We start from the raw sequence: 19,909 nt of genomic DNA, 5'->3' as shown, positions 1-19,909 counted from the left end.
AGTGAAGGTAAAGAATGTTGAAGGGTGCAATCTAAATTTTCAGATAAAGTCATAAAAAAATGAGCGTATTTACATACACTCATTTTTACTACATTTTACTAATATTTGCTTAACTGACTGGCATTACCCTATAATCGGGGCTTTTTAATATCCATGTTTTAATGCTTTGTGAGTTTATCCAGATAACCCATAATAAATGCAGAAATCACAAAAGTCAGATGCATAATGATGTACCACATGATTTTGTCATTCTCGACGTTGCGGGCATCCATAAAAATACGCAGTAAATGAATCGAAGAAATAGCTACGATGGAAGCCGCAACTTTGAGTTTAAGCGAATTGGCATCCATAGTGCCGAGCCAGTTCAGGCGGGTTTTATTTTCATCAATTTTGAGTTGTGAAACAAAATTTTCATAACCTGAAAACATCACCATCACAATAAGTCCACCAACCATGGTCATATCAACCAGGGAGAGAATTACCAAGATCAGGTCAGCTTCAGTATATTCAAAGATATGCGGCAGGACATGAATGACTTCCTGAAAGAATTTTAAGGCCAGCAATAATAAAGCGAATGATAAACCAAAATAGACAGGTGCCAAGATCCAGCGTGCGGCATACATCGTATTATGAAAAAAACGTTCCATTTTATTCTCAGGTTACCTACTTTATTGTTGATCTTGATCATAAATAATTCATGCTTAAAATTCGAGAATTATTTATGTTTTATAATGCCTTATAAGTATTCTTAAGTTTAAAAAAAGCTTAATTAAGACCATAAATTAATTTGGCATTTATTGTACTTATCCTTATTTGGTTGATTATTAGCCTATTTGAGGCTGATGGGAAAGGTTATAGAGCAACAGCAGGCTAGAAGCAAAATGATTCATACAAGAAATGACTGTAGGCCAAACTTAATTCCAACAATATCTTCAACGTATATAAAGAAAATTCTATGGCTTGAAGCATTCCTTTGCAAAATGCTACATGTTATGTTGAATGAAAAGACGTACTATAAAAATCGAATTCATTGAGTTTAAAGGGCCATGTCACAGATAGATGTTTTGATTCCAATCCAAGACATTGCAGTAGAGCAGAGCGAGATTCTAAGTATCAAGCGCAACGAACTTGTGCCTTTACTCCACGATCAATACAAGCTGAATCATTATGCGGACTCACTTATTCAGGCGCAGGCAGTACTATTAAATGGGGTAGATCCCCATCTGACCCAACAACTGAGCCATACTATTGAACAGCTGATTCACATGCTGGCTCAATCAAAAAAATATTTTAAAAAACGTAAATTTAATGCCTTGCAGAAATGGCTGGGTATTGATCTGGACTATGGCTCAAGTCAGGTTGAATACTATAAAAAACTGGACTATTTACTGGATCAGGCAGATCACCTTAGCCGTAAGTTGCAAATTGAAATCCAGAAATCCCAATCGCGATTCCAGCAGCTGATCGGTTTACGTGAGCAAATGGCCAAGCATATTGTGGCAGCAGAAGAATTTTTATCTGAATATCCGCAGTTTGTCAGGAATCAGCATCCACTGGATAATTTTTCTGAGCGGCTGTCAAAAAAGGTGCATACCTTAAGAACCTTGCAAAGCAGTAATGACATTGCCATTACCCAGATGCAATTATCCCAGCAACTGTCTTATAGCCTACTGGATCGGTTTAAAGAAGCGCAACAGGTGCTGATTCCGGCCTGGCAATATCATGTCAAACAAAGCCAGACGAAACACTCGACAAGTGATCTGGAAAAACTTGATAATAGCCGGGACAATTTGATTAAAACGTTAAAAAAGTCACTCGAGAAACCCTCGAATACATAACAATATAAGGTGAAACATGACCAAATCTGATGTAGTAAATTTACCTGTCGAAAGCTCAACTGAACTGACTGAACAGAAGTTTCAGCAAATGGATCTCAAAGAGCTGGGCTTGCAGCCTGCCGATTTTCAGGGGGTCTTGGCAGCACGTAAAGAACTGCAGAATATGAGTCATAATAGTGTGGCCGAATATGGCAAAAATATAGCCACCAAAACTTCAAGCTATACCGATGAATTGCTGAATCTGGTACAAAATAAAGATCTGGATGCAACCGGTCAAAAGCTGAATCAGGTGGTGCAGGTGGCACAGCAACTGAATACCAGCAGTATCTTGAACAAGAAAAAAAGTTCAGGATTTCTGGGCAATATCATCAGCAAGTTTAAAGGGGTTAAAGATAACTTTGACTCGCATTTCAATACCACCAAAGAACAGATTGATGTGCTGGTCAAGGAAATTGAAACATCGCAATCCGGATTAAAAGCCCGCGTTGATACGCTGGATAAAATGTTCGATGGGGTACAGGAAGAATATAAACAGCTGGGTATTCATATTGCAGCTGGACGTTTACGTGAACAGGAATTACAGCAGGAAATTGCTGCGCTCACAGCTTTGCCACAAGATCAGAGCACCACGCAAAAAATCTATGACCTAAATCATCTAGCCAATAATCTGGAAAAACGCATCAGTGATTTACAGGTATTGCAGCAATCTGCGATGCAGACTTTGCCTATGATCCGGATTATTCAGTCCAATAACCTGATGCTGGTGGATAAATTCTATGCCATTAAAAATATCACATTGCCAGCATGGAAAAACCAGATCAGTCTGGCCATTTCACTGAATGAACAGAAGAACAGCGTACAGCTGGCCAATACCATTGATGATGCGACCAATGAGCTTTTACGCCGTAATGCAGATTTATTGCATCAGAACTCGGTCGATACGGCAAAAGCCAACCAGCGTTCCGTTATTGATATTGAAACGCTTGAACATGTGCAAAATACCCTCATTAAAACTGTTAATGATGTGATTCAGATCCAGAAAGAAGGTGTACAGAAACGTACTGAAGCAACGGTACGTTTAAGAGCCTTACAAGATAATCTGAATCATTTGGTGATTGAATCAAGTACCAGTGGATCTAAACCCAACTAAATGCAGTAGGGCCAAGATCTAAAAAAAGGAGTAGAGATTGCCGCCCTTAGATGAATATGCTGTAAATCCTCAGGAAATCAAGCAAGGGGTCGTCGCACTCAAAAAGCGTCAACGTAATTTGATGCTTTTGGGACTGACCACCTCTACGGTCTGTATTGCATCCGTGATAGGTCTATTCTTTCAGCAGGAAATGGTTTATGGCTTTTTTGGCCTGAGTACTCAGCTTCAACAGCTGCATTTACCAGTCAGTGTCGATGCTAATCTGGCCAGTATTGGGGATAGTCCGGATTATTTCTTTGCTCTATTAAGCTGGTTTGGCTGGCTGATTCTGAAAATCTTTGCCTCTTTTATTGGTGCATTTTTTCTGGTTGGATTGCTGAAGAAGTTTCGCTTCTTCTATGTGCGCTTTCAGTCTTTCATATTGAAGTTTGTAGGCTGGCTGATTTCCTTTATCGTGATCTGGTCAGGACTGACTTATTGGCAATATGACCTGAGAAATGACCGTGAAGACGCTTATCAGCAAGTGGTCTATTACGATAGTAATATCAATGATAGTGAAGTGGCTCGTTATCTGGTTGATTCCGATATTGCTTCACCGGTGAAATCTTATTTACTTGCCCAAACTGCACTCTTGCATAAGCCTGTGGATCTATCCGCAGCCAGACCTTATGTCGCACAAGTAGTTGAAGCAGAGCGGCAGGATAACAAGTTTGAACAATACGGATTTAAACCGGAACAGATCTGGACCATGCAGCAACAGGTCTATGGCAAAAGTCTAACGCCTGTGGCACAAAGTGTAGATCGTCAAGCCCAGCAAGCCGAACAAGTCAGCAAGATTACCAATGTCATCATTATTGGCATTGCCATCTTATTTGCCTTGCTTAGCTTAATCATATTTGTACTAGCTAATTCAATTAAGGGGCGTTCGCTACGTATTGAACAGCGAATCTTCTAAACTTAAAAATGCTCCTTTAAAAGGAGCATTTTTATTTTCCAATCTATATTCGGTTTCTTTGGGATAAAAGGCATAAATTCTAGCGATAATAAAAAATAAAATGAGGAGATGGTTTTTGATCTATAAAAACGATCATTAAGATAAAAACAAACTGTTTTACCTATTTTTTTTATTCACTTAATATAGCTTCATCGAATAAATATTTACTCCCTTGGAGACGTTAGCAATGTTAGATCAAAATACTTCAGCTCAATTAAAAACACTACTTGAACGTTTGGAAGGCCCGATTGAATTAGTGGCAACTCTGGATGGCTCTGACAAATCAGCCAAAATCAAAGAACTGGTTGAGGAAATCGCGCAACTTTCTGATTTAGTCACTGCGCGTTTTGATGGTACCAACAAACGTGCACCAAGCTTTGGTGTGGCAAAAGCCGGTGAACAGCCTCGTGTGTTCTTTGCAGGCTTGCCGATGGGCCATGAGTTTACTTCCCTGATTCTGGCATTGCTGCAAACTTCAGGCTATGCACCAAAAGTCTCTGCCGAAGTTCTGGAATCGATTAAAGGTTTAGGCATTAAATCTGACTTTGATGTATTTGTCTCTTTAAGCTGCCATAACTGTCCTGATGTGGTGCAGGCATTGAACCTGATTGCTATCTATAACCCGGGTACAACAGCAACCATGATTGATGGGGCTTTCTTCCAGGACGAAGTGGAAGAACGCAAAATCATGGCCGTACCAATGGTCTTCCAGGACAATGAACATATCGGTCAGGGTCGTATGACACTGGAAGAAATCATTGCCAAACTGGATACCAATGCCGCAGCCAAAGATGCTGAAAAACTAAATGCCAAAGATGCATTTGATGTGTTGGTGATTGGTGGTGGACCTGCAGGGAATACTGCAGCGATCTATGCAGCACGTAAAGGCATCAAAACTGGCATCGTGGCTGAACGCATGGGCGGTCAGGTGATGGATACCATGGACATCGAAAACTATACGTCAGTGCAAAAAACCCAAGGTCCGAAATTTGCCGCTGAAATGGAAGCACACGTTCGTGAATACGGTGTTGACATCATGAACCTGCAACGTGTTTCTGACATCAAAGGTGCAGATAGTACAGCCAATGGTCTGGTAGAAGTGACTTTAGAAAATGGTGCGAAACTTGAATCTAAAACAGTCATTCTGTCTACCGGTGCACGCTGGAGAGAGATGAACGTTCCGGGTGAAGCAGAATACAAAACTCGTGGTGTAGCGTACTGCCCACACTGTGACGGTCCATTGTTCAAAGGTAAACGTGTAGCGGTAATTGGTGGTGGTAACTCCGGTGTAGAAGCTGCGATTGACCTTGCAGGTATTGTTGAGCATGTAACGCTGGTTGAGTTCGATACTAAACTTCGTGCGGATCAGGTATTGCAGGACAAACTGAACAGCTTGCCAAATACGACTGTGATCAAAAATGCACTTTCTACCGAAGTGATCGGTGATGGTTCACAAGTCACAGCGTTGAAATACAAAGACCGTGCAACTGATGAAGAGCACACTGTTGAATTGGCAGGTATCTTCGTTCAGATCGGTTTGTTGCCGAACACTGACTTCCTGAATGGAACCGATGTTGAGCTAACTAACCGTGGTGAGATTGTGATTAACGAGCGCAATGAAACCAATGTCAAAGGTGTGTTTGCTGCAGGTGACTGTACCACTGTTCCTTACAAACAGATCATCATCGCGACTGGTGAAGGTGCCAAAGCATCATTATCTGCCTTTGATTACATCATTCGCTCTGGTCAGTAAAAAAAAAGAGCACCTGGAATCCCCACATTCCAGGTGCTTAATCTCAAACACCTATTATTATTTTCGCTTTATAGGAACTCAGGATGCTAACACCCGGGTTCCTTTTTTTAGTTATTGTAAGATCAGCCAAAAGCGTCCCCAATCGCTTTTAGCTGTTCCTTTCCTCTGGACAGTTTTTGTTTTCAACCCTTATTTTTATCTTTCCCCAAGGTTGTTCTTAGATGAAGTCATCAGACTTCATGCATCATTCAAGCTTTGAACAGATTCAAACCTTTAAATTTCTCCATTAACTGTTCTTGCGTTTCCCGATGCTCGGGATGCGGCACAATGCATTCAATCGGACAGACGGCAATACAGGTTTGATGATCATAGAAACCCACACACTCGGTACAACGATTGACATCAATTTCATAAAACTTCTCGCCCTCATAAATTGCTTCATTTGGGCATTCCGGTAAGCACATATCACAGTTGATACATTTATCGGTAATCAAGAGCGCCATTTTTTAACTCGCCTGATAAGCCAATGAAGAGGCTGAAATGTCTACAGATGATGATGGCAGATTACGGATCAGCAGGGCATACTGCATATCGACATCTGCTGGAACTGGAATTTCAACGATATGACCCGAACCTTTGGCATCTTCAATCAGATTGCCTTTACGGTCTTTGATCTCAGTCAGGGTAAAGGTGATATTGCCTTTGGTGGTCATCAGCTCTAGTGAATCACCAACGACAAAACGGTTTTTCACATCAATCTTGATATAGTCACCATTACGCTCTAACACTTCCCCACAGAACTGCTGATGATCGAAACTCGATGAACCATTTTCATAGTTTTGATATTCACTATGTACATGACGGCGTAGGAACCCTTCGGTATAGCCACGGTTTGCCAAGCCTTCCAGTTGAGTCATCAATGAAGGGTCGAATGGTTTACCAGCAAGCGCATCATCAATGGCTTTACGATAAATCTGGGCAGTACGCGCGCAATAAAAATAAGATTTGGTACGGCCTTCAATTTTCAGGGAGTGCACGCCAATCTTGGTCAGGCGTTCCACATGCTGTACAGCACGCAGGTCTTTGGAATTCATAAAATAAGTGCCGTGCTCATCTTCTTCAGCAGCAAACATATCTTCGTCATTACGTTGCAATAACACGGGTTCATCAAACTGATGTTGTACTTGCATATGTGACTCATCAGCATCTTTTGAACAACAGCCGGAATCAATATTTTCAACCGGGATCACATCGCCCGTTTCATCTTCCTTGGCATCCAGTACTTGGTATTCCCAGCGGCAGGCATTGGTGCAGGCGCCCTGGTTGGCATCGCGTTTGTTCATATAGCCAGATAGCATGCAGCGGCCAGAGTAGGCCATACACAGTGCGCCATGAACAAAGACTTCAATCTCCATATCTGGAACTTGCTGTTTGATTTCTTCAATTTCTTCGATGGACAGTTCACGTGACAAAATTACGCGAGTAAGTCCCATATTCTTCCAGAACTTTACAGTTGCCCAGTTCACAGCATTGGCCTGTACAGACAGGTGAATGTCCATGTGCGGGAAATGCTCACGCACCAGCATGATCAGACCAGGATCGGACATGATCAGCGCATCTGGCTGCATTGCTACGACGGGTTCAAGGTCACGAATAAAATTTTTCAGTTTGGAGTTATGTGGCTGAATATTCACCACGACATAGAATTTTTTGCCAAGCTTATGCGCTTCTTTGATACCAATCGCCAGATTGTCATGGTCAAATTCATTATTACGAACACGCAAGCTATAACGCGGCTGGCCGGCATAGACTGCATCTGCACCATAAGCAAAGGCATAACGCATGTTTTTTAGGGAGCCAGCAGGTGAGAGAAGTTCGGTAACGTGAGAAATGCTCATGATGAAATCGAAAGACATATAAAAAGTACGTCTTTATTCTAGTCATCTGAAATCAGGATTCAACCTAGTAAATAACTCGGAATTGGCATAATTTAACTCAATTTCAAGTTAAAAGATAAACAGTAAACGATTTAAAATATCCATAAATATTTCAGCTATTTTCAATAGATTCCAGTGTTTTTAAAATCTGGCAATGATTAATCGTGGTTGGGGTATTACAGCTTTCGCGAAGCGCCATTAACTGCTGTTTAAATAATTGTAATTCTTTAATTTTATTTGAAATATCTATAAGGTGCTGATCAATCATCTGGTTAACTTCACAGCAATCCTGTTCAGGATTCTGTTCCAGCTGAATCAGGTATTCGATTTCTTTTAAAGACATGCCTAAAGCACGACAGCGTTTGATAAAAATCAAGCGTTTTAAGGTCTCGTCGCCATAATAACGATACTGGTTACTTGCTCGAAAATTCGGCTGAATCAAACCTCTTTTCTCATAAAATCGAATGGTATCAGTGCTTAAATCAGCTTTCTTGGCTATATCAGAAATCAAATAATGTGACATAAATACCTCAGGCTTGACCTTGGAGTGACTCTATAGTTTCTAATGACTTTATCGCATTCAGGATAAAAAATCATCGGAGAATAATATGGCCTGTAGTTGTAGTCATGAACCCGCGCCGCCCAAATCTAATAGCAAATTTAGAACAGCTTTATGGATTGCATTATTGATTAACCTGACCTTATTTGGTGTGGAGCTGATCGGCGGTGCTTATGCACATTCATCAGCGTTATGGGCAGATGCGCTAGATTTCTTTGGAGATGCTGTGAATTATGGTATTTCTCTGGCGGTGATTGGTGCAAGTCTGTATTGGCGTGCAACAGTTGCTCTGATTAAAGGATTGACCATGGCAGTATTTGGTCTGGTCGTCATTGGCAAAGTAATTTATGCCTTTATGCAAGGTATTCCACCTGAAGCCATTACGATGGGGATCATCGGGGTATTGGCCTTAATCGCAAACGTTGTCACAGCCATAATTTTATATGCTTTCCGGGATGGCGATGCCAATATGAAATCAGTCTGGTTGTGCAGCCGTAATGATGCAATCGGCAATGTGGCCGTCATTTTTGCAGCAGTGGGAGTCTTTGGCACTGGCAGTCTATGGCCAGATGTTATTGTTGCATTCATTATGGCAAGTCTAGGCTTAAGCGCTGGATATCATGTGGTGAAACAGGCTCTAGCTGAACGAGTATTGAAGCATGAGTCAGCCTGATCCTTAATATTAAATTTAATTATGAAAAAGCTGCTGATCAGGCAGCTTTTTATTAGCCTTAAGTCTAAAAAATAGATGAAAAATAAAGCTTTACAAATGCGATAAATTTAGGAAGAATCATGCGCGAAATTTAGAAAAGATTCATATAACTAAACAATTTAAATTTTTTAGTGTTTTTGAGGGGGAGCAATGAGCTTCATAAAACTACTTTCACTTTCAACTATTATACTGATGACTGGGTGTAGTTCTATGGTCGTCACTTATGATGCATCGGGTCAGGTGATTGGATCATGTAAAGCTACACGTGGTCTGCTTTCAACTGCTAGTGCTCATTGTAATGGATCAGGCAATGCAATTGGCGTGAACTACAATACGGTGGATGCCAAGACAGGTTTATTGCCAGTACCACCAAGTCAAAATCAGATTCATTTAGCACCATAAATCTTAGAGGGGAATATCATGAAATTATCAACACTTATTGCATTAGCAGCGACTATTGTACTAACTGGTTGTGCATCAACAGTGACTACATTTGACTCACATGGCCGTATGATTGGTTCATGCAAAGCAGAAAGCGGTTTTATTATCGGTGGTGGTGCAGGCTGTTCAGGTTCTGCAAACCAGGAAGGTCGCGATCGTTAATTTTTAATGATGATTGCAATAAAAAAACCGAAGCCTAAGCTTCGGTTTTTTCTTTATCCATCAAAAAATTATTTTTGATCAGGTAAAGCAAAGGCAATAATATAGTCGCCAACATCTTTAGAATGGCTTGCACCACCTGCAGAAATCACAACATATTGTTTGCCAGTTTTTGGAGATTTATAAATCAGCGGTGCAGCAACAGCAGCAACAGGAAGCTCAGCTTTCCACACTTCTTTACCAGTTTTTGAATCCAGCGCACGTAGGTAATAATCCTGAGTACCTGCGAAGAACACCAGACCAGAAGCGGTTGAAGTAGGACCACCTAATGTCGGCATACCTAAAGGAATTGGCATATGGGTTTTCACACCTAATGGACCCAATTCTTTGGCTGTACCCATTGGTACTTCCCAAACGACTTTTTTAGATTTTAAGTCGATGGCAGTCATCGTACCAAATGGTGGTTTATTACAAGGTACACCCAATTTAGATTGCATGATGTCGATTTTTACACCCGCATAAGGACCTGCCAATTGAGGACGTACTGTACCCATAAAGCCAGGGACTTCGTCAGTTGAGATATGGTATTTGTGCATATCTTCTTTACGAACCAATGACATACGAAGTGGCATACGCATATCGTTGACGTACATCATGCCAGTCGATTCATCAATGGAGATCCCACCCCAGTTGAAACCACCAAGCAGACTAGGCCATTCGATATATGGTTTTTCACCAGGTGCAGTGTATAGACCGTTATAGACAGAATCTTTAAAGTCGATACGACAAGCCAGTTGGTCAAAGGTTGAGATGCCCCACATATCCTGCTCAGTCAATGTTGCATTACCAATTTGTGGCATGCCAACAGAGAATGGTTGGGTAGGAGAAAGTTTTTCACCTTCAGCACCATTGGTGTCGACTGGACGTTCTTCAACTTTAGTGACTGGTTTACCAGTACGGCGGTCAAGAACGAAGATTTGACCCATTTTGGTAGTTTGAATCAACGCAGGCACTTTTTTGCCATGATCATCAGTCATGTCGTAAAGCACAGGTTGTGACGGCAAGTCATAATCCCAGACATCATGGTGAACAGTTTGATAAGACCAAACAGTTTTACCAGTCAAAGCATTTACCGCAACAATTGCAGAACCAAATTTTTCTTTGGCTCCGTTACGGTCGCCGCCCCAGTAGTCAGGAGGACCATTACCTGTAGGCAAGTAAACCAGATTCAGGTCTTTGTCATAAGTCGGGATGGTCCACATGTTTGGTGTTTCTAAAGTAAAGCCTTTGCCATCTTTAGGTTCACCAACCAGTTCAGGATTACCGACATCCCAAGCCCAGGCCAATTTACCAGTACGAACGTCATAGGCACGTACGACACCAGACGGTTCGCCATGCACAATATCACGTACCCAGCCACCTAATACGGCAACATGACCCGCAATCAGTGGAGTAGACGTTGGATGGTAACGTTTACTTTGTTCAGTAGGACCCATGTCATGCAGAACATCGACTTGACCGTTAGTACCAAATTCTGGACATAAAGCACCAGTTTTGGCATTTAAGGCAATTAAACGGCCATCAACAGTAGAAGTCAGGATACGTTGTGGACAAGCTTTAATACCTGGTGCTTGTAAGTCTGCTGCAGTTAAAGATTTGTCTTTAGTTGCATCATAGTAACCAACACCACGGCAAGTGATATGCTCTGCAGTTTTTGCATGTGGATCATATTTCCAAAGTGCTTTACCACTGTCACCATCAATTGCTGAAATGATGTTAGTCGGTGTACATGAATATAAAGTACTACCAATTTGAATTGGTGTATTTTCATCGACACCGGCAGAAGTATCACGACCAGTGTGATAAGTCCAAGCCACTTTTAGATCTTTGACATTTTCAGGGGTAATGTCAGTGTACGGTGCAAAGCGGGTACCGTTACCATTACGACCGAAATATTCCCAGTTGTCTGGGTTTTCTGCATTCGGTTTAGCCAGTGCAGGGTCTTGTACGATATCAACAGGATTGAGGATTTTGCCGTGTGGGAAGAACGCAGCAATCAGGGCTGCGACACAGGCAAAGAAACCGGCAAAGCCAACAAGATTGGCAGCTTTGATTTTTGCAGCATTGAGTGCTGGCAGGCTTTTGCTTGCCCACATGCTGAGGACAAACAGAATAGTTGGAACCACCAGACGTGGGATATATTGCCAGAAGCTCAAACCTTGAACTTCAGCAATAGACCAGAGGAGGGTTGCAATAAAAGTAACAATAGAAAGCCAGAAACCAAAGGCTTTTTTCATCGCATATAAAATGGCGATTGCAACATAGGCAATCCCTGCGATGAGATAATAACTTGTACCACCGAGGCTGAGTAATTTAGCGCCTTGAATGATCAAGTACAGCGCAACGAGTAAAGTTAATACCACTACAAAATAGCGATAGACTTTAGACCCTGTACGCTCGATAGAGGAGGGTTGTTCAGTGCTCATACCTTGCCTATAGAAAACGGCTTGGTTGCATAAACGGTGAAACAGGAGAATGGGATCTAAATAGATCGAATTAAAAGTTTACAGAGTTTATGTAACTAAGTCTTTAGCGAGGATAAATCCTCATGAGAAATCAATTACAGTTACATATTCTAACATTTAAGAATGAATTTTTGACTAAAAAATATAGGGTCTGTTGACATTTACTGTTCATAATTAAACCTATAAAGGTAGCCATAAAAATATACAGGCTAAGGCAACAGCACTTTGATAATTTCTTTTGAGCTTGTCATATCGAGTAGCTATTCCTCTAAATTGCTTTAATCTACAAAACATATTTTCAACTAAATGCCTGATTTTATATAAATACCAGTCCATATGATCATTGTTCGATTGGCTATTTATTTTCTTTGGTATATTCGCTTTTGTCCCTGTTTTTCTGATCTGTTCACGCAGTGGTTCTGAATCATAGCCTTTATCTGCGCAGACCACTTTTGTCTCTTTTAAGTCTAATGTTGATATTAAATCAGGTGCAACTTTGACGTCATGTGTGGTTCCATCGGTAATCATGAAATCAACAGGATTGCCATTTGCATCAACAATCAAATGTATTTTTGAGGAGTTTCCTCCTGCACTTTTAGAAATAGATTGATTCGCTATGCCGGCAGAATGTTGATGAGCACGTACATGAGAGCCATCAATAAAAATCCATTCCATATCGGGGCATGAGGCTAGTAATTTGAATAATCTAAGTAACTTACCGCTGCTTGACCAACGATTAAAACGTTTGAAAATAGAGTTTGAATGACCAAAACAAGAAGGAATATCTCGCCACGGACAACCTGTTCTAATTCTATAGAGAATAGCTTCAATAAAATTACGTAAGTTTGAGTTGTGATGAATAGATAAATTACGCAAAATAGTTTTCAACTTTTGCCAGTGTTGATCTGTCAGCATGGTACGAGGCATAGCGAATAGTAAAATTGGGTTTGGCGATTTGATTTTGCTACTTCGCTATTTTTTAAGCTAAAAGTGTCAACACACCCTAATGTGAATATTGATATTTATCATTTATTTTACTTTTTTAAGTAATTACATTTTTATAAATACGCTAATTATAAGAAATTTTAAGTAGAGAGTAGGTTGAGTTAATTCTTTCAGATTAAGACTTACTGGATATAAAAAACGCATGCTTAAAGCATGCGTTTTAGGTTGCAAAAGGTTTTTTTGCAGATTATTTTTCTACGAATGCACGTTCAATTACGTAGTCACCCAAAACACCCATACGTGGAGATTCTTTCAGACCGTGTTGATCTAGCAGTGCAGCAACATCGTCCAGGAATGCAGGAGAACCACAGAGCATTGCACGGTCAGTTTCAGGGTTGAAACGTGGTAGTCCGATTTTCTCGAATAATTGACCAGATTCAATCGCAGTGGTTACACGACCTTGCGTATGGAACTCTTCACGAGTAACAGTTGGGTAATACACTAATTTTTCTTTAGCACCCAATTCACCAAAGAATTCGTGGTTTGGAATTTCGTTAAGAATCAAATCTTGATAAGCCAGTTCTGAAATGAAACGTGTACCGTGAACCACGATGATTTTTTCAAAACGTTCATAAGTTTCTGGATCACGGATTACAGAAAGGAAAGGTGCAAGACCAGTACCCGAAGAAAGCAGGTACAAGTTTTTACCTGGGTTTAAGTCATCAAGAACCAGCGTGCCTGTAGGCTTTTTAGAAACCAAGATTTCGTCGCCAACTTTTACTTTTTGCAAAATAGAAGTAAGAGGACCATCTGGCACTTTAATAGAGAAAAACTCTAGCTCTTCTTCATAGTTTGCACTTGCAATTGAATATGCACGCATTAAAGGCTTGCCATTGACTTCAAGACCGATCATCACAAACTGACCGTTTTTAAAACGTAATGCAGTATCACGAGTCGTTTTAAAAGAGAATAAAGTGTCATTCCAATGGTGGACGTGAGTAATCTTTTCGACGTTAAAAGCAGCCATTAAAGGTCTCAATAAGTTATCAAATTAGAACAGGTTGCTATTCTAATCTAAATTCATTCTCTATAAACTGAATATATTTAATTGAGCTTATCAAAAAAAGTGATTATGACCGAACTCACTCTGCCGATTATTGGCTATATGCATTCTCCCTATAAAGAAAAGTTTGGCATCCCGCGTCAGCCTAATTTGGTACAGGTTGAAAGCTATATTGAAATGACCGGTTCATATAATGATTTACTCGCATTTGAAGGCATCGAAGAGTTTAGTCATCTCTGGTTAGTCTGGCAGTTTCATGACAATAAAAATCAGCAGAGCCAGCAATTTCGTCCGCAGGTTCGTCCACCCCGTTTAGGCGGAAACCAGAAAATCGGGGTGTTTGCGACACGTAGTATGTACCGTCCTGCACCCATTGGTTTATCTGTGGTAAAGCTTAAAGAAGTTAGAAAAGTAGGGAAATCGATACGTGTATATGTGAATGGCAGTGATTTATTAGATGGTACTCCGATTGTCGATATTAAACCTTATATTCAATATTCGGATGCAGTGATTGATGCACAAAGTGGCTATGCACAGGAGGAGCCGGCACGTAAGTCCGTGAGGTGGAGTAAGGACGCTGAACAGCAAAAAAATTTATTATTAGAAAAAGGAACAATATCTGCTCAATTGCTAGAAGAACTTGAAGCCGTTTTATCTCTCGATCCTAGACCGGCATATCAGGATGATGAGAACCGGGTTTATGGAATGAAGTTTGCGGACTTGGATGTGAAATTTAAAGTTACTTTAGCTGATATTGTAGTCGATCAGTTAATTTTTTGAATTTTTAAAATGAAATACTGATTTAAAAATAGGAACCTCAACTAAATTGGAGTCCCTATTTAATATGAATATAAAGCACTCGAAGTACTTTATATCACGTTATTATGAGTATTTTTTAATTTGCTTTCTTAATTCTTCAGATGCAATATTATTAAATAAAGTGCATGCATTCTCTTGTAAAGTTGCATACTCCTGTAGAGCTGGTTTGTCCTGAGCAGATGCTGAATTAACCAGTGCTTTAGATGCGGCTAAAATATTTTTAATATTATATTCTTCTCCAGCTGGATGATAATCAACTTCATAATATTTGCTCTTATATTCAGCTAGTCCCCATTGCTGATCTTCTCTAAGATCTAGATATGCTATAGCATCCTTGAAAGTATGTTTGGCATATTTACTATCTTTTGAAATATCAGCCCATTCAAGTTTCAAATAATCTTGTACATAATCTTCAAGTGAATATTTATATAGCTCAATATATTTTTGTGAGTTATCAATAGTTTGAAATTGAATACAAGTAGATCCGGTAGGGAATATTGAATTAGAAAGTACTCGATAAAAATCTTCCCCTTTTTCTCCCATAGGGTAGGTATCGAGTAAATTATATTTTAAATTGACATAATGCTCTGGACTGAGGACTTGAGCAATATTTTTACCACTAATATCAAAGACCTTGAATGTAAGTGTACTGCTTAATCCTGTGGAATTAATTGGAGAATATGGAACTTGCTTCCAAGTGGTTGCATTAGCCGTAATAGTCCCTTGCAATTTGCCATAGGTCGCATGTGTAGAACCGTGATCATATAATCCATTTTCAGTTAGATAGAAAGTTTCACTTTCATCCCAGCCTGTTGTCTCATCAACTTTAATATAGACATTCCCTTGATCAAAGGTTAGCTGTTCAATTTCATAATTTAGATCCGAGTCGGAATATTCATCAATATAGAATGATGACCATTGTTGGAAGTCAGGTTTTGTAAGGGTAGTATTTCCAGTTCCAGTATTACCGCCATTTGAATCAGAAGATGAACCCCCACCACACGCACTTAGCATTAATCCACTGAAAATAGCGAGCGATAAATTTTTTAATTTCATAATAGTCCTTATTAAAATAATTAATTTAAATATTGCTTTTCTTAATTGAAGCAAACTGATTATAGCGAGAAAATATTAGAATTAAACTTGTAAAATATATAAAAATTAATTATTTGAATAAATTTAATAGTCAAAAATACATCCACCAAAAAATACCGATCAACACAGCCATATGTAAAATCTGTATCGGTGCAAAATATAACGCGAATTTAAAACCACCTGTTAAGGCTGCATTGACCGACTTAGCCAAAGCATGTGCGCCTAAACCTAAGAGTAAGGCATAGATCAAACGGGTATTGGAGGGATCTCCTTGAATGACCACACTGGCCATTGCGGCATGAATTTCAAATAAGGACGCAAATATAGTACCAGCCAGGAGACCAGCATTGCCCAGTAATATTTCCAGTCCGTAAACTCCAGCCTGAATAAGGGTTAATGCGGCAGAGATAATCACAGCTTCCTTGAGGCTAAACATCTTACTGTCAGAAGATTCAGGAGACTCCTGATTTTTAGTAGGTTCAGCTTTATGTAATAATATAAATGCACATGCAGCCAGAATAAGCATAGCGACCAACGACGGTAAGAGCAGAATTTTTAGCCAGTCCCAAGAAACGCCTCCCACTACAATAAACAATAGAACTAATGTCGAAATGCAGGACATCAGGGCAGCACCAGCATTGGATTTTGCATCCATTTCACCTTTACGGACCTGTATCCCTAATTGAGCAATAGTGGCTGTACTGGAAACAAAACCCGAGGCAATTGAAGACAATATCAAGGCATTTTTAGTCGAGAAGAAACGTTTAGCGATATGTGCCAAAGCTTGAACTACCAGAATCAGAGTTACTAATTTTAAAATCAGATAAGGGTTCAGCACTTCACCCCATAAAGGCCGGTCAGGGGTTAGCGGTAAACCAATCAGAATCAAGGCTAATAATAGTAATCCATCCCTAAATTCAGCCTCAGTAATCCACTGTCCGGCAATATTATGCATAGAGTGTTTGGCCATTAAAATTATCGTGATCAGAACTGCTAGTCCTGCAGCCAGAGGAATATTCCACAGACAAATCGCCCCAATAAAATAGGTCATGATAAAGGCCAATTCGGTGGTAATCCCCGGATCTTCTATCTGGTTTCTAATAGAAAAAATGACAATACCGCCAATAATGAGTGCACCGGCCAGACCCATTGCCATTCCGAATAAAAAGCACAATGCGCCTAATAAAGCACAGATCGCAAAAGAGCGTAGCCCGGCAAAACTGGCCTGTTCTTCACGCTGTTTATGCCGTTCACGTTCCAGACCAATCAATAAGCCACATCCTAAGGCGGCGGTCAGGAGGGTAAGCAGCTCATGAAAGGAACTACTTTCATTTAAGGGAACTACGTTTAAATCCATACCCGGTCTCAGCGATTGAATAAGATATCCTGATTGAAATATAGGCGAAAAATTGACACATCGACAAGCAGAAAAAGGTTATGACCTAAAACCCATGTGATGTGTTTATCATTTATGAGAAACAATATTGCTTTTAAGTTTGGAAGTCGCGATGGAATGCGAAAAACAGGAAAAACTTGTTATAGTGGAGGCAGTTTTGGGGACCATCGATCATGAAATTTGATTTTGAAATTGATACAGGCTGGTGTTTGGATCAGCTTTTAAAAGACGGAAAAATAACTGAACGTGACCGGATGCGAGTTCAGACCACACATCGTCAACGTGAACAAATAAAATGGCATCCCTTGCAATGGATCGCGCACTTTAGTCTGGTTGATCAGTCCCATCCTCAAAGTACTTTGACACTCAACCGCTTATGCCAGTGGCTGGCAGAAAAAACCGGTTTAATATTCTATATTATTGATCCGCTCAAAGCTGATGTGCAGGCCTTGACCAATGTTATGTCACAGGAATATGCATTGCGTAACCGTATTCTGGCAGTAGAAATTCAACCAGATAAAGTTCTGATTGCTACAGATCAGCCTTATAAAACTGAATGGGTCTCAAACCTCGAACAGAATATTGCACCAAAAAAAATTGAACGGGTATTGCTCAATCCGGAACAGCTCCAGCGTTATATTGTTGAATATTATCAGGTGAGTCGTGCAGTCAGTGGCTCACAAAAATCATCTGCTTATGACCGGGAAAATAAAGGCGTAGAAGCCTTACTGCAACTGGGTGATTCACAGAATCCGGATGCCAATGACCAGCATATCGTGAAACTGGTAGACTGGGTGCTGCAATTTGCCTTTGAGCAGGGTGCCAGTGATATTCATATGGAACCGCGCAAAGACACCGGCAAGATCCGTTTCCGGATTGATGGAGTATTGCATACCATCTATAACATGCCAGCCAATACCTTGACCGCAGTTATTTCCCGAATCAAGATTCTGGGCCGGATGAATGTGGCAGAAAAACGTAAACCACAGGATGGTCGTTTAAAAACTCGGACTCCAAAAGGGCAGGAAACAGAACTGCGTTTATCGACCTTACCCACCGCATTTGGTGAAAAGCTGGTAATGCGTATCTTTGACCCAGAAGTTCTGGTCAGAAGTTTTCAGCAGCTCGGTTTCGAAGGGCATCTGCTCAATGACTGGAATAATCTGACCAGCCATAGTCACGGTATTATTCTGGTCACCGGACCGACCGGTTCTGGTAAAACCACCACACTGTATTCCACTTTAAAGCAGCTTGCGACTGAGCAGGTGAATGTCTGCACGATTGAAGATCCGATCGAGATGCTGGAACCAAGCTTTAACCAGATGCAGGTCAATAACGGAATTGAACTGGGCTTTGCAGATGGTGTACGTGCACTGATGCGTCAGGATCCTGACATTATTATGGTCGGCGAGATTCGTGACCAAGATACGGCCAATATGGCGATTCAGGCAGCATTAACCGGTCACTTGGTACTTTCTACCTTGCATACCAATGATGCGCCGTCGAGTCTGACCCGTTTGCATGATCTGGGCGTACAACCATTTTTAACAGCAGCGACTATCCTGGGGGTTCTGGCCCAACGTCTGGTGCGTAAGCTATGCCCACACTGCAAGCAGGAGAGTTTTCTGGATGAGCAGGAATGGCAACATCTGGCAGTGGACTATCCTTTACCACGTCCGGAATTTGTTTTTAAAGCAGTCGGTTGTGAAGAGTGTCGCCATACCGGTTATAAAGGCCGAATCGGGATTTATGAGTTTATGCCGCTTAGCCTGACCACCAAGCAATTGATCGGAGCGGATGCTAACCTGAATCAGTTACGTCAGCAGGCAAAAAAAGAAGGGGTAGAACCTTTACGGATTGCCGGTGCTCGCAAGATTCTGGAAGGGGTCACCACGCTTGAAGAGGTCTTAAGAGTTGTGCCATTAAATTAATTCTAAAGATGAAGCGATCTTAAGATTCAATTCATCTTCGGCTGTTTTAATAGCATTATCGAAACAGGGCAAGACTTTAAAAAGAGGTAACTGCAATGAAAATGATGATGAATACTGTTTTAGCAGCAGCATTAATGGGTTCAATTGGGACTGTCGCAGTTGCGAGTAGTGAAACTGCGGTGAATCAGGCTGCATTTGCTAAAACGACTACAGTTAAGCAAGCATTGACCATGAAAGATGACAGCAAGGTTCAGCTGAAAGGGTATGTAGTAAAAGCTGTCGGTGATGAAAAATACCAGTTCCGTGACAATACTGGCACCATCACTGTCGAAATTGATGATGAACTTTGGCAAGGTAAACCAGTATCAGCTAAAACACCTGTGGTAATCATTGGTGAAGTGGACATTGACTATAAACCTGCGAAACGTGTTGAAATTGATGTCGACCAAGTTCAGTTCTAATTTCAGCAGGATTTCCTGAACTGAATCTGAAGACAGCAACAAAAAACCACATGCAAGTTACCAAAAAGCATGTGGTTTTTTTTTGAGTCTGGAACTTTTTCAAGGCAAGATAGAAAGATAAAATAAGCGGA

Annotated in this window: 19 protein-coding genes; 10 read left to right on the top strand and 9 right to left on the bottom strand. The window is 40.6% G+C overall.

Annotated elements, in window-relative coordinates; genetic code table 11:
- Positions 1–158: 158 nt before the first annotated feature.
- A complete protein-coding gene (locus FTV13_RS08365; protein WP_005236522.1) occupies positions 159–647 on the bottom strand; it encodes a TIGR00645 family protein in 489 nt (162 codons plus the stop codon).
- A 399-nt stretch (positions 648–1,046) separates the two neighbouring features.
- Between FTV13_RS08365 and FTV13_RS08360 the strand changes: the two genes are divergently transcribed.
- From FTV13_RS08360 to ahpF, 4 genes are all read left to right on the top strand, one after another.
- Entirely contained in the window at positions 1,047–1,838 is a 792-nt protein-coding gene (locus FTV13_RS08360; protein WP_159124512.1) for a tellurium resistance protein, read from the top strand.
- Positions 1,839–1,854: 16 nt separating this feature from the next.
- Positions 1,855–2,988, top strand: a complete 1,134-nt coding sequence (locus FTV13_RS08355) for a toxic anion resistance protein (protein ID WP_179993421.1) — start codon at positions 1,855–1,857, stop codon at positions 2,986–2,988.
- A 37-nt stretch (positions 2,989–3,025) separates the two neighbouring features.
- Positions 3,026–3,943, top strand: coding sequence for a hypothetical protein (locus FTV13_RS08350; protein ID WP_166135984.1), 918 nt, complete (start codon positions 3,026–3,028; stop codon positions 3,941–3,943).
- Positions 3,944–4,169: 226 nt separating this feature from the next.
- On the top strand, positions 4,170–5,735 hold the full coding sequence (gene ahpF / locus FTV13_RS08345) for an alkyl hydroperoxide reductase subunit F (RefSeq protein WP_180011699.1): 1,566 nt from the start codon (positions 4,170–4,172) through the stop codon (positions 5,733–5,735).
- A gap of 248 nt (positions 5,736–5,983) precedes the next feature.
- Here the strand turns inward: ahpF and FTV13_RS08340 are convergent, their stop codons facing one another.
- From FTV13_RS08340 to FTV13_RS08330, 3 genes are all read right to left on the bottom strand, one after another.
- Positions 5,984–6,238, bottom strand: a complete 255-nt coding sequence (locus tag FTV13_RS08340) for a YfhL family 4Fe-4S dicluster ferredoxin (RefSeq protein WP_159123203.1) — start codon at positions 6,236–6,238, stop codon at positions 5,984–5,986.
- A 3-nt stretch (positions 6,239–6,241) separates the two neighbouring features.
- A complete protein-coding gene (gene yegQ, locus FTV13_RS08335; protein ID WP_180011697.1) occupies positions 6,242–7,651 on the bottom strand; it encodes a tRNA 5-hydroxyuridine modification protein YegQ in 1,410 nt (469 codons plus the stop codon).
- 133 nt (positions 7,652–7,784) lie between these two features.
- On the bottom strand, positions 7,785–8,195 hold the full coding sequence (locus tag FTV13_RS08330; RefSeq protein ID WP_180011695.1) for a Cd(II)/Pb(II)-responsive transcriptional regulator: 411 nt from the start codon (positions 8,193–8,195) through the stop codon (positions 7,785–7,787).
- Positions 8,196–8,280: 85 nt separating this feature from the next.
- Here FTV13_RS08330 and FTV13_RS08325 point away from each other — a divergent pair, with 85 nt between their 5' ends.
- The 3 genes from FTV13_RS08325 (at position 8,281) to FTV13_RS08315 (ending at position 9,546) form a co-directional block, all read left to right on the top strand.
- Positions 8,281–8,904 carry a cation transporter gene (locus tag FTV13_RS08325; protein ID WP_166135996.1) on the top strand — a complete coding sequence of 208 codons (624 nt, stop codon included), beginning with the start codon at positions 8,281–8,283 and terminating at the stop codon, positions 8,902–8,904.
- A gap of 249 nt (positions 8,905–9,153) precedes the next feature.
- Entirely contained in the window at positions 9,154–9,345 is a 192-nt protein-coding gene (locus FTV13_RS08320) for a hypothetical protein (protein ID WP_227607384.1), read from the top strand.
- Positions 9,346–9,363: 18 nt separating this feature from the next.
- Positions 9,364–9,546, top strand: coding sequence for a hypothetical protein (locus FTV13_RS08315; protein WP_166136002.1), 183 nt, complete (start codon positions 9,364–9,366; stop codon positions 9,544–9,546).
- 68 nt (positions 9,547–9,614) lie between these two features.
- On the opposite strand, the gene FTV13_RS08310 is transcribed toward FTV13_RS08315, so the two are convergent.
- From FTV13_RS08310 to FTV13_RS08300, 3 genes are all read right to left on the bottom strand, one after another.
- A complete protein-coding gene (locus FTV13_RS08310) occupies positions 9,615–12,029 on the bottom strand; it encodes a membrane-bound PQQ-dependent dehydrogenase, glucose/quinate/shikimate family (protein ID WP_180011693.1) in 2,415 nt (804 codons plus the stop codon).
- A gap of 219 nt (positions 12,030–12,248) precedes the next feature.
- Entirely contained in the window at positions 12,249–12,995 is a 747-nt protein-coding gene (locus tag FTV13_RS08305) for an IS5 family transposase (protein ID WP_180011691.1), read from the bottom strand.
- 265 nt (positions 12,996–13,260) lie between these two features.
- Positions 13,261–14,040: a ferredoxin--NADP reductase gene (locus FTV13_RS08300; protein WP_005236496.1), complete on the bottom strand. Its 780-nt coding sequence runs from the start codon at positions 14,038–14,040 to the stop codon at positions 13,261–13,263.
- 105 nt (positions 14,041–14,145) lie between these two features.
- Between FTV13_RS08300 and tsaA the strand changes: the two genes are divergently transcribed.
- On the top strand, positions 14,146–14,856 hold the full coding sequence (gene tsaA / locus FTV13_RS08295; protein ID WP_179993301.1) for a tRNA (N6-threonylcarbamoyladenosine(37)-N6)-methyltransferase TrmO: 711 nt from the start codon (positions 14,146–14,148) through the stop codon (positions 14,854–14,856).
- 102 nt (positions 14,857–14,958) lie between these two features.
- On the opposite strand, the gene FTV13_RS08290 is transcribed toward tsaA, so the two are convergent.
- Positions 14,959–15,951 carry a hypothetical protein gene (locus tag FTV13_RS08290; RefSeq protein WP_179993302.1) on the bottom strand — a complete coding sequence of 331 codons (993 nt, stop codon included), beginning with the start codon at positions 15,949–15,951 and terminating at the stop codon, positions 14,959–14,961.
- Positions 15,952–16,081: 130 nt separating this feature from the next.
- Entirely contained in the window at positions 16,082–17,347 is a 1,266-nt protein-coding gene (locus FTV13_RS08285; protein ID WP_179993303.1) for an MgtC/SapB family protein, read from the bottom strand.
- A gap of 212 nt (positions 17,348–17,559) precedes the next feature.
- Here FTV13_RS08285 and FTV13_RS08280 point away from each other — a divergent pair, with 212 nt between their 5' ends.
- A complete protein-coding gene (locus tag FTV13_RS08280) occupies positions 17,560–19,317 on the top strand; it encodes a GspE/PulE family protein (protein WP_180011689.1) in 1,758 nt (585 codons plus the stop codon).
- A 95-nt stretch (positions 19,318–19,412) separates the two neighbouring features.
- A complete protein-coding gene (locus FTV13_RS08275; RefSeq protein WP_034170733.1) occupies positions 19,413–19,778 on the top strand; it encodes a NirD/YgiW/YdeI family stress tolerance protein in 366 nt (121 codons plus the stop codon).
- The last annotated feature ends 131 nt before the right edge of the window (positions 19,779–19,909 follow it).

The sequence above is a fragment of the Acinetobacter sp. YH12235 genome, assembly GCF_013417705.1.
In the GTDB taxonomy this organism is placed as follows: Bacteria; Pseudomonadota; Gammaproteobacteria; order Pseudomonadales; family Moraxellaceae; genus Acinetobacter.
This window is presented reverse-complemented; position numbering and strand designations above follow the sequence as displayed.

Excerpts from the sequence above, each read along its gene's own strand:
- FTV13_RS08275 (WP_034170733.1), top strand. The coding sequence starts at position 19,413 with ATGAAAATGATGATGAATACTGTTTTAGCAGCAGCATTAATGGGTTCA.
- FTV13_RS08310 (WP_180011693.1), bottom strand. The coding sequence starts at position 12,029 with ATGAGCACTGAACAACCCTCCTCTATCGAGCGTACAGGGTCTAAAGTC.
- FTV13_RS08340 (WP_159123203.1), bottom strand. The coding sequence starts at position 6,238 with ATGGCGCTCTTGATTACCGATAAATGTATCAACTGTGATATGTGCTTA.
- ahpF (WP_180011699.1), top strand. The coding sequence starts at position 4,170 with ATGTTAGATCAAAATACTTCAGCTCAATTAAAAACACTACTTGAACGT.
- FTV13_RS08360 (WP_159124512.1), top strand. The coding sequence starts at position 1,047 with ATGTCACAGATAGATGTTTTGATTCCAATCCAAGACATTGCAGTAGAG.
- FTV13_RS08330 (WP_180011695.1), bottom strand. The coding sequence starts at position 8,195 with ATGTCACATTATTTGATTTCTGATATAGCCAAGAAAGCTGATTTAAGC.
- FTV13_RS08285 (WP_179993303.1), bottom strand. The coding sequence starts at position 17,347 with ATGGATTTAAACGTAGTTCCCTTAAATGAAAGTAGTTCCTTTCATGAG.
- FTV13_RS08355 (WP_179993421.1), top strand. The coding sequence starts at position 1,855 with ATGACCAAATCTGATGTAGTAAATTTACCTGTCGAAAGCTCAACTGAA.
- FTV13_RS08325 (WP_166135996.1), top strand. The coding sequence starts at position 8,281 with ATGGCCTGTAGTTGTAGTCATGAACCCGCGCCGCCCAAATCTAATAGC.
- FTV13_RS08300 (WP_005236496.1), bottom strand. The coding sequence starts at position 14,040 with ATGGCTGCTTTTAACGTCGAAAAGATTACTCACGTCCACCATTGGAAT.
- FTV13_RS08305 (WP_180011691.1), bottom strand. The coding sequence starts at position 12,995 with ATGCCTCGTACCATGCTGACAGATCAACACTGGCAAAAGTTGAAAACT.
- yegQ (WP_180011697.1), bottom strand. The coding sequence starts at position 7,651 with ATGTCTTTCGATTTCATCATGAGCATTTCTCACGTTACCGAACTTCTC.
- FTV13_RS08320 (WP_227607384.1), top strand. The coding sequence starts at position 9,154 with ATGGTCGTCACTTATGATGCATCGGGTCAGGTGATTGGATCATGTAAA.
- FTV13_RS08290 (WP_179993302.1), bottom strand. The coding sequence starts at position 15,951 with ATGAAATTAAAAAATTTATCGCTCGCTATTTTCAGTGGATTAATGCTA.
- tsaA (WP_179993301.1), top strand. The coding sequence starts at position 14,146 with ATGACCGAACTCACTCTGCCGATTATTGGCTATATGCATTCTCCCTAT.
- FTV13_RS08280 (WP_180011689.1), top strand. The coding sequence starts at position 17,560 with ATGAAATTTGATTTTGAAATTGATACAGGCTGGTGTTTGGATCAGCTT.
- FTV13_RS08365 (WP_005236522.1), bottom strand. The coding sequence starts at position 647 with ATGGAACGTTTTTTTCATAATACGATGTATGCCGCACGCTGGATCTTG.
- FTV13_RS08315 (WP_166136002.1), top strand. The coding sequence starts at position 9,364 with ATGAAATTATCAACACTTATTGCATTAGCAGCGACTATTGTACTAACT.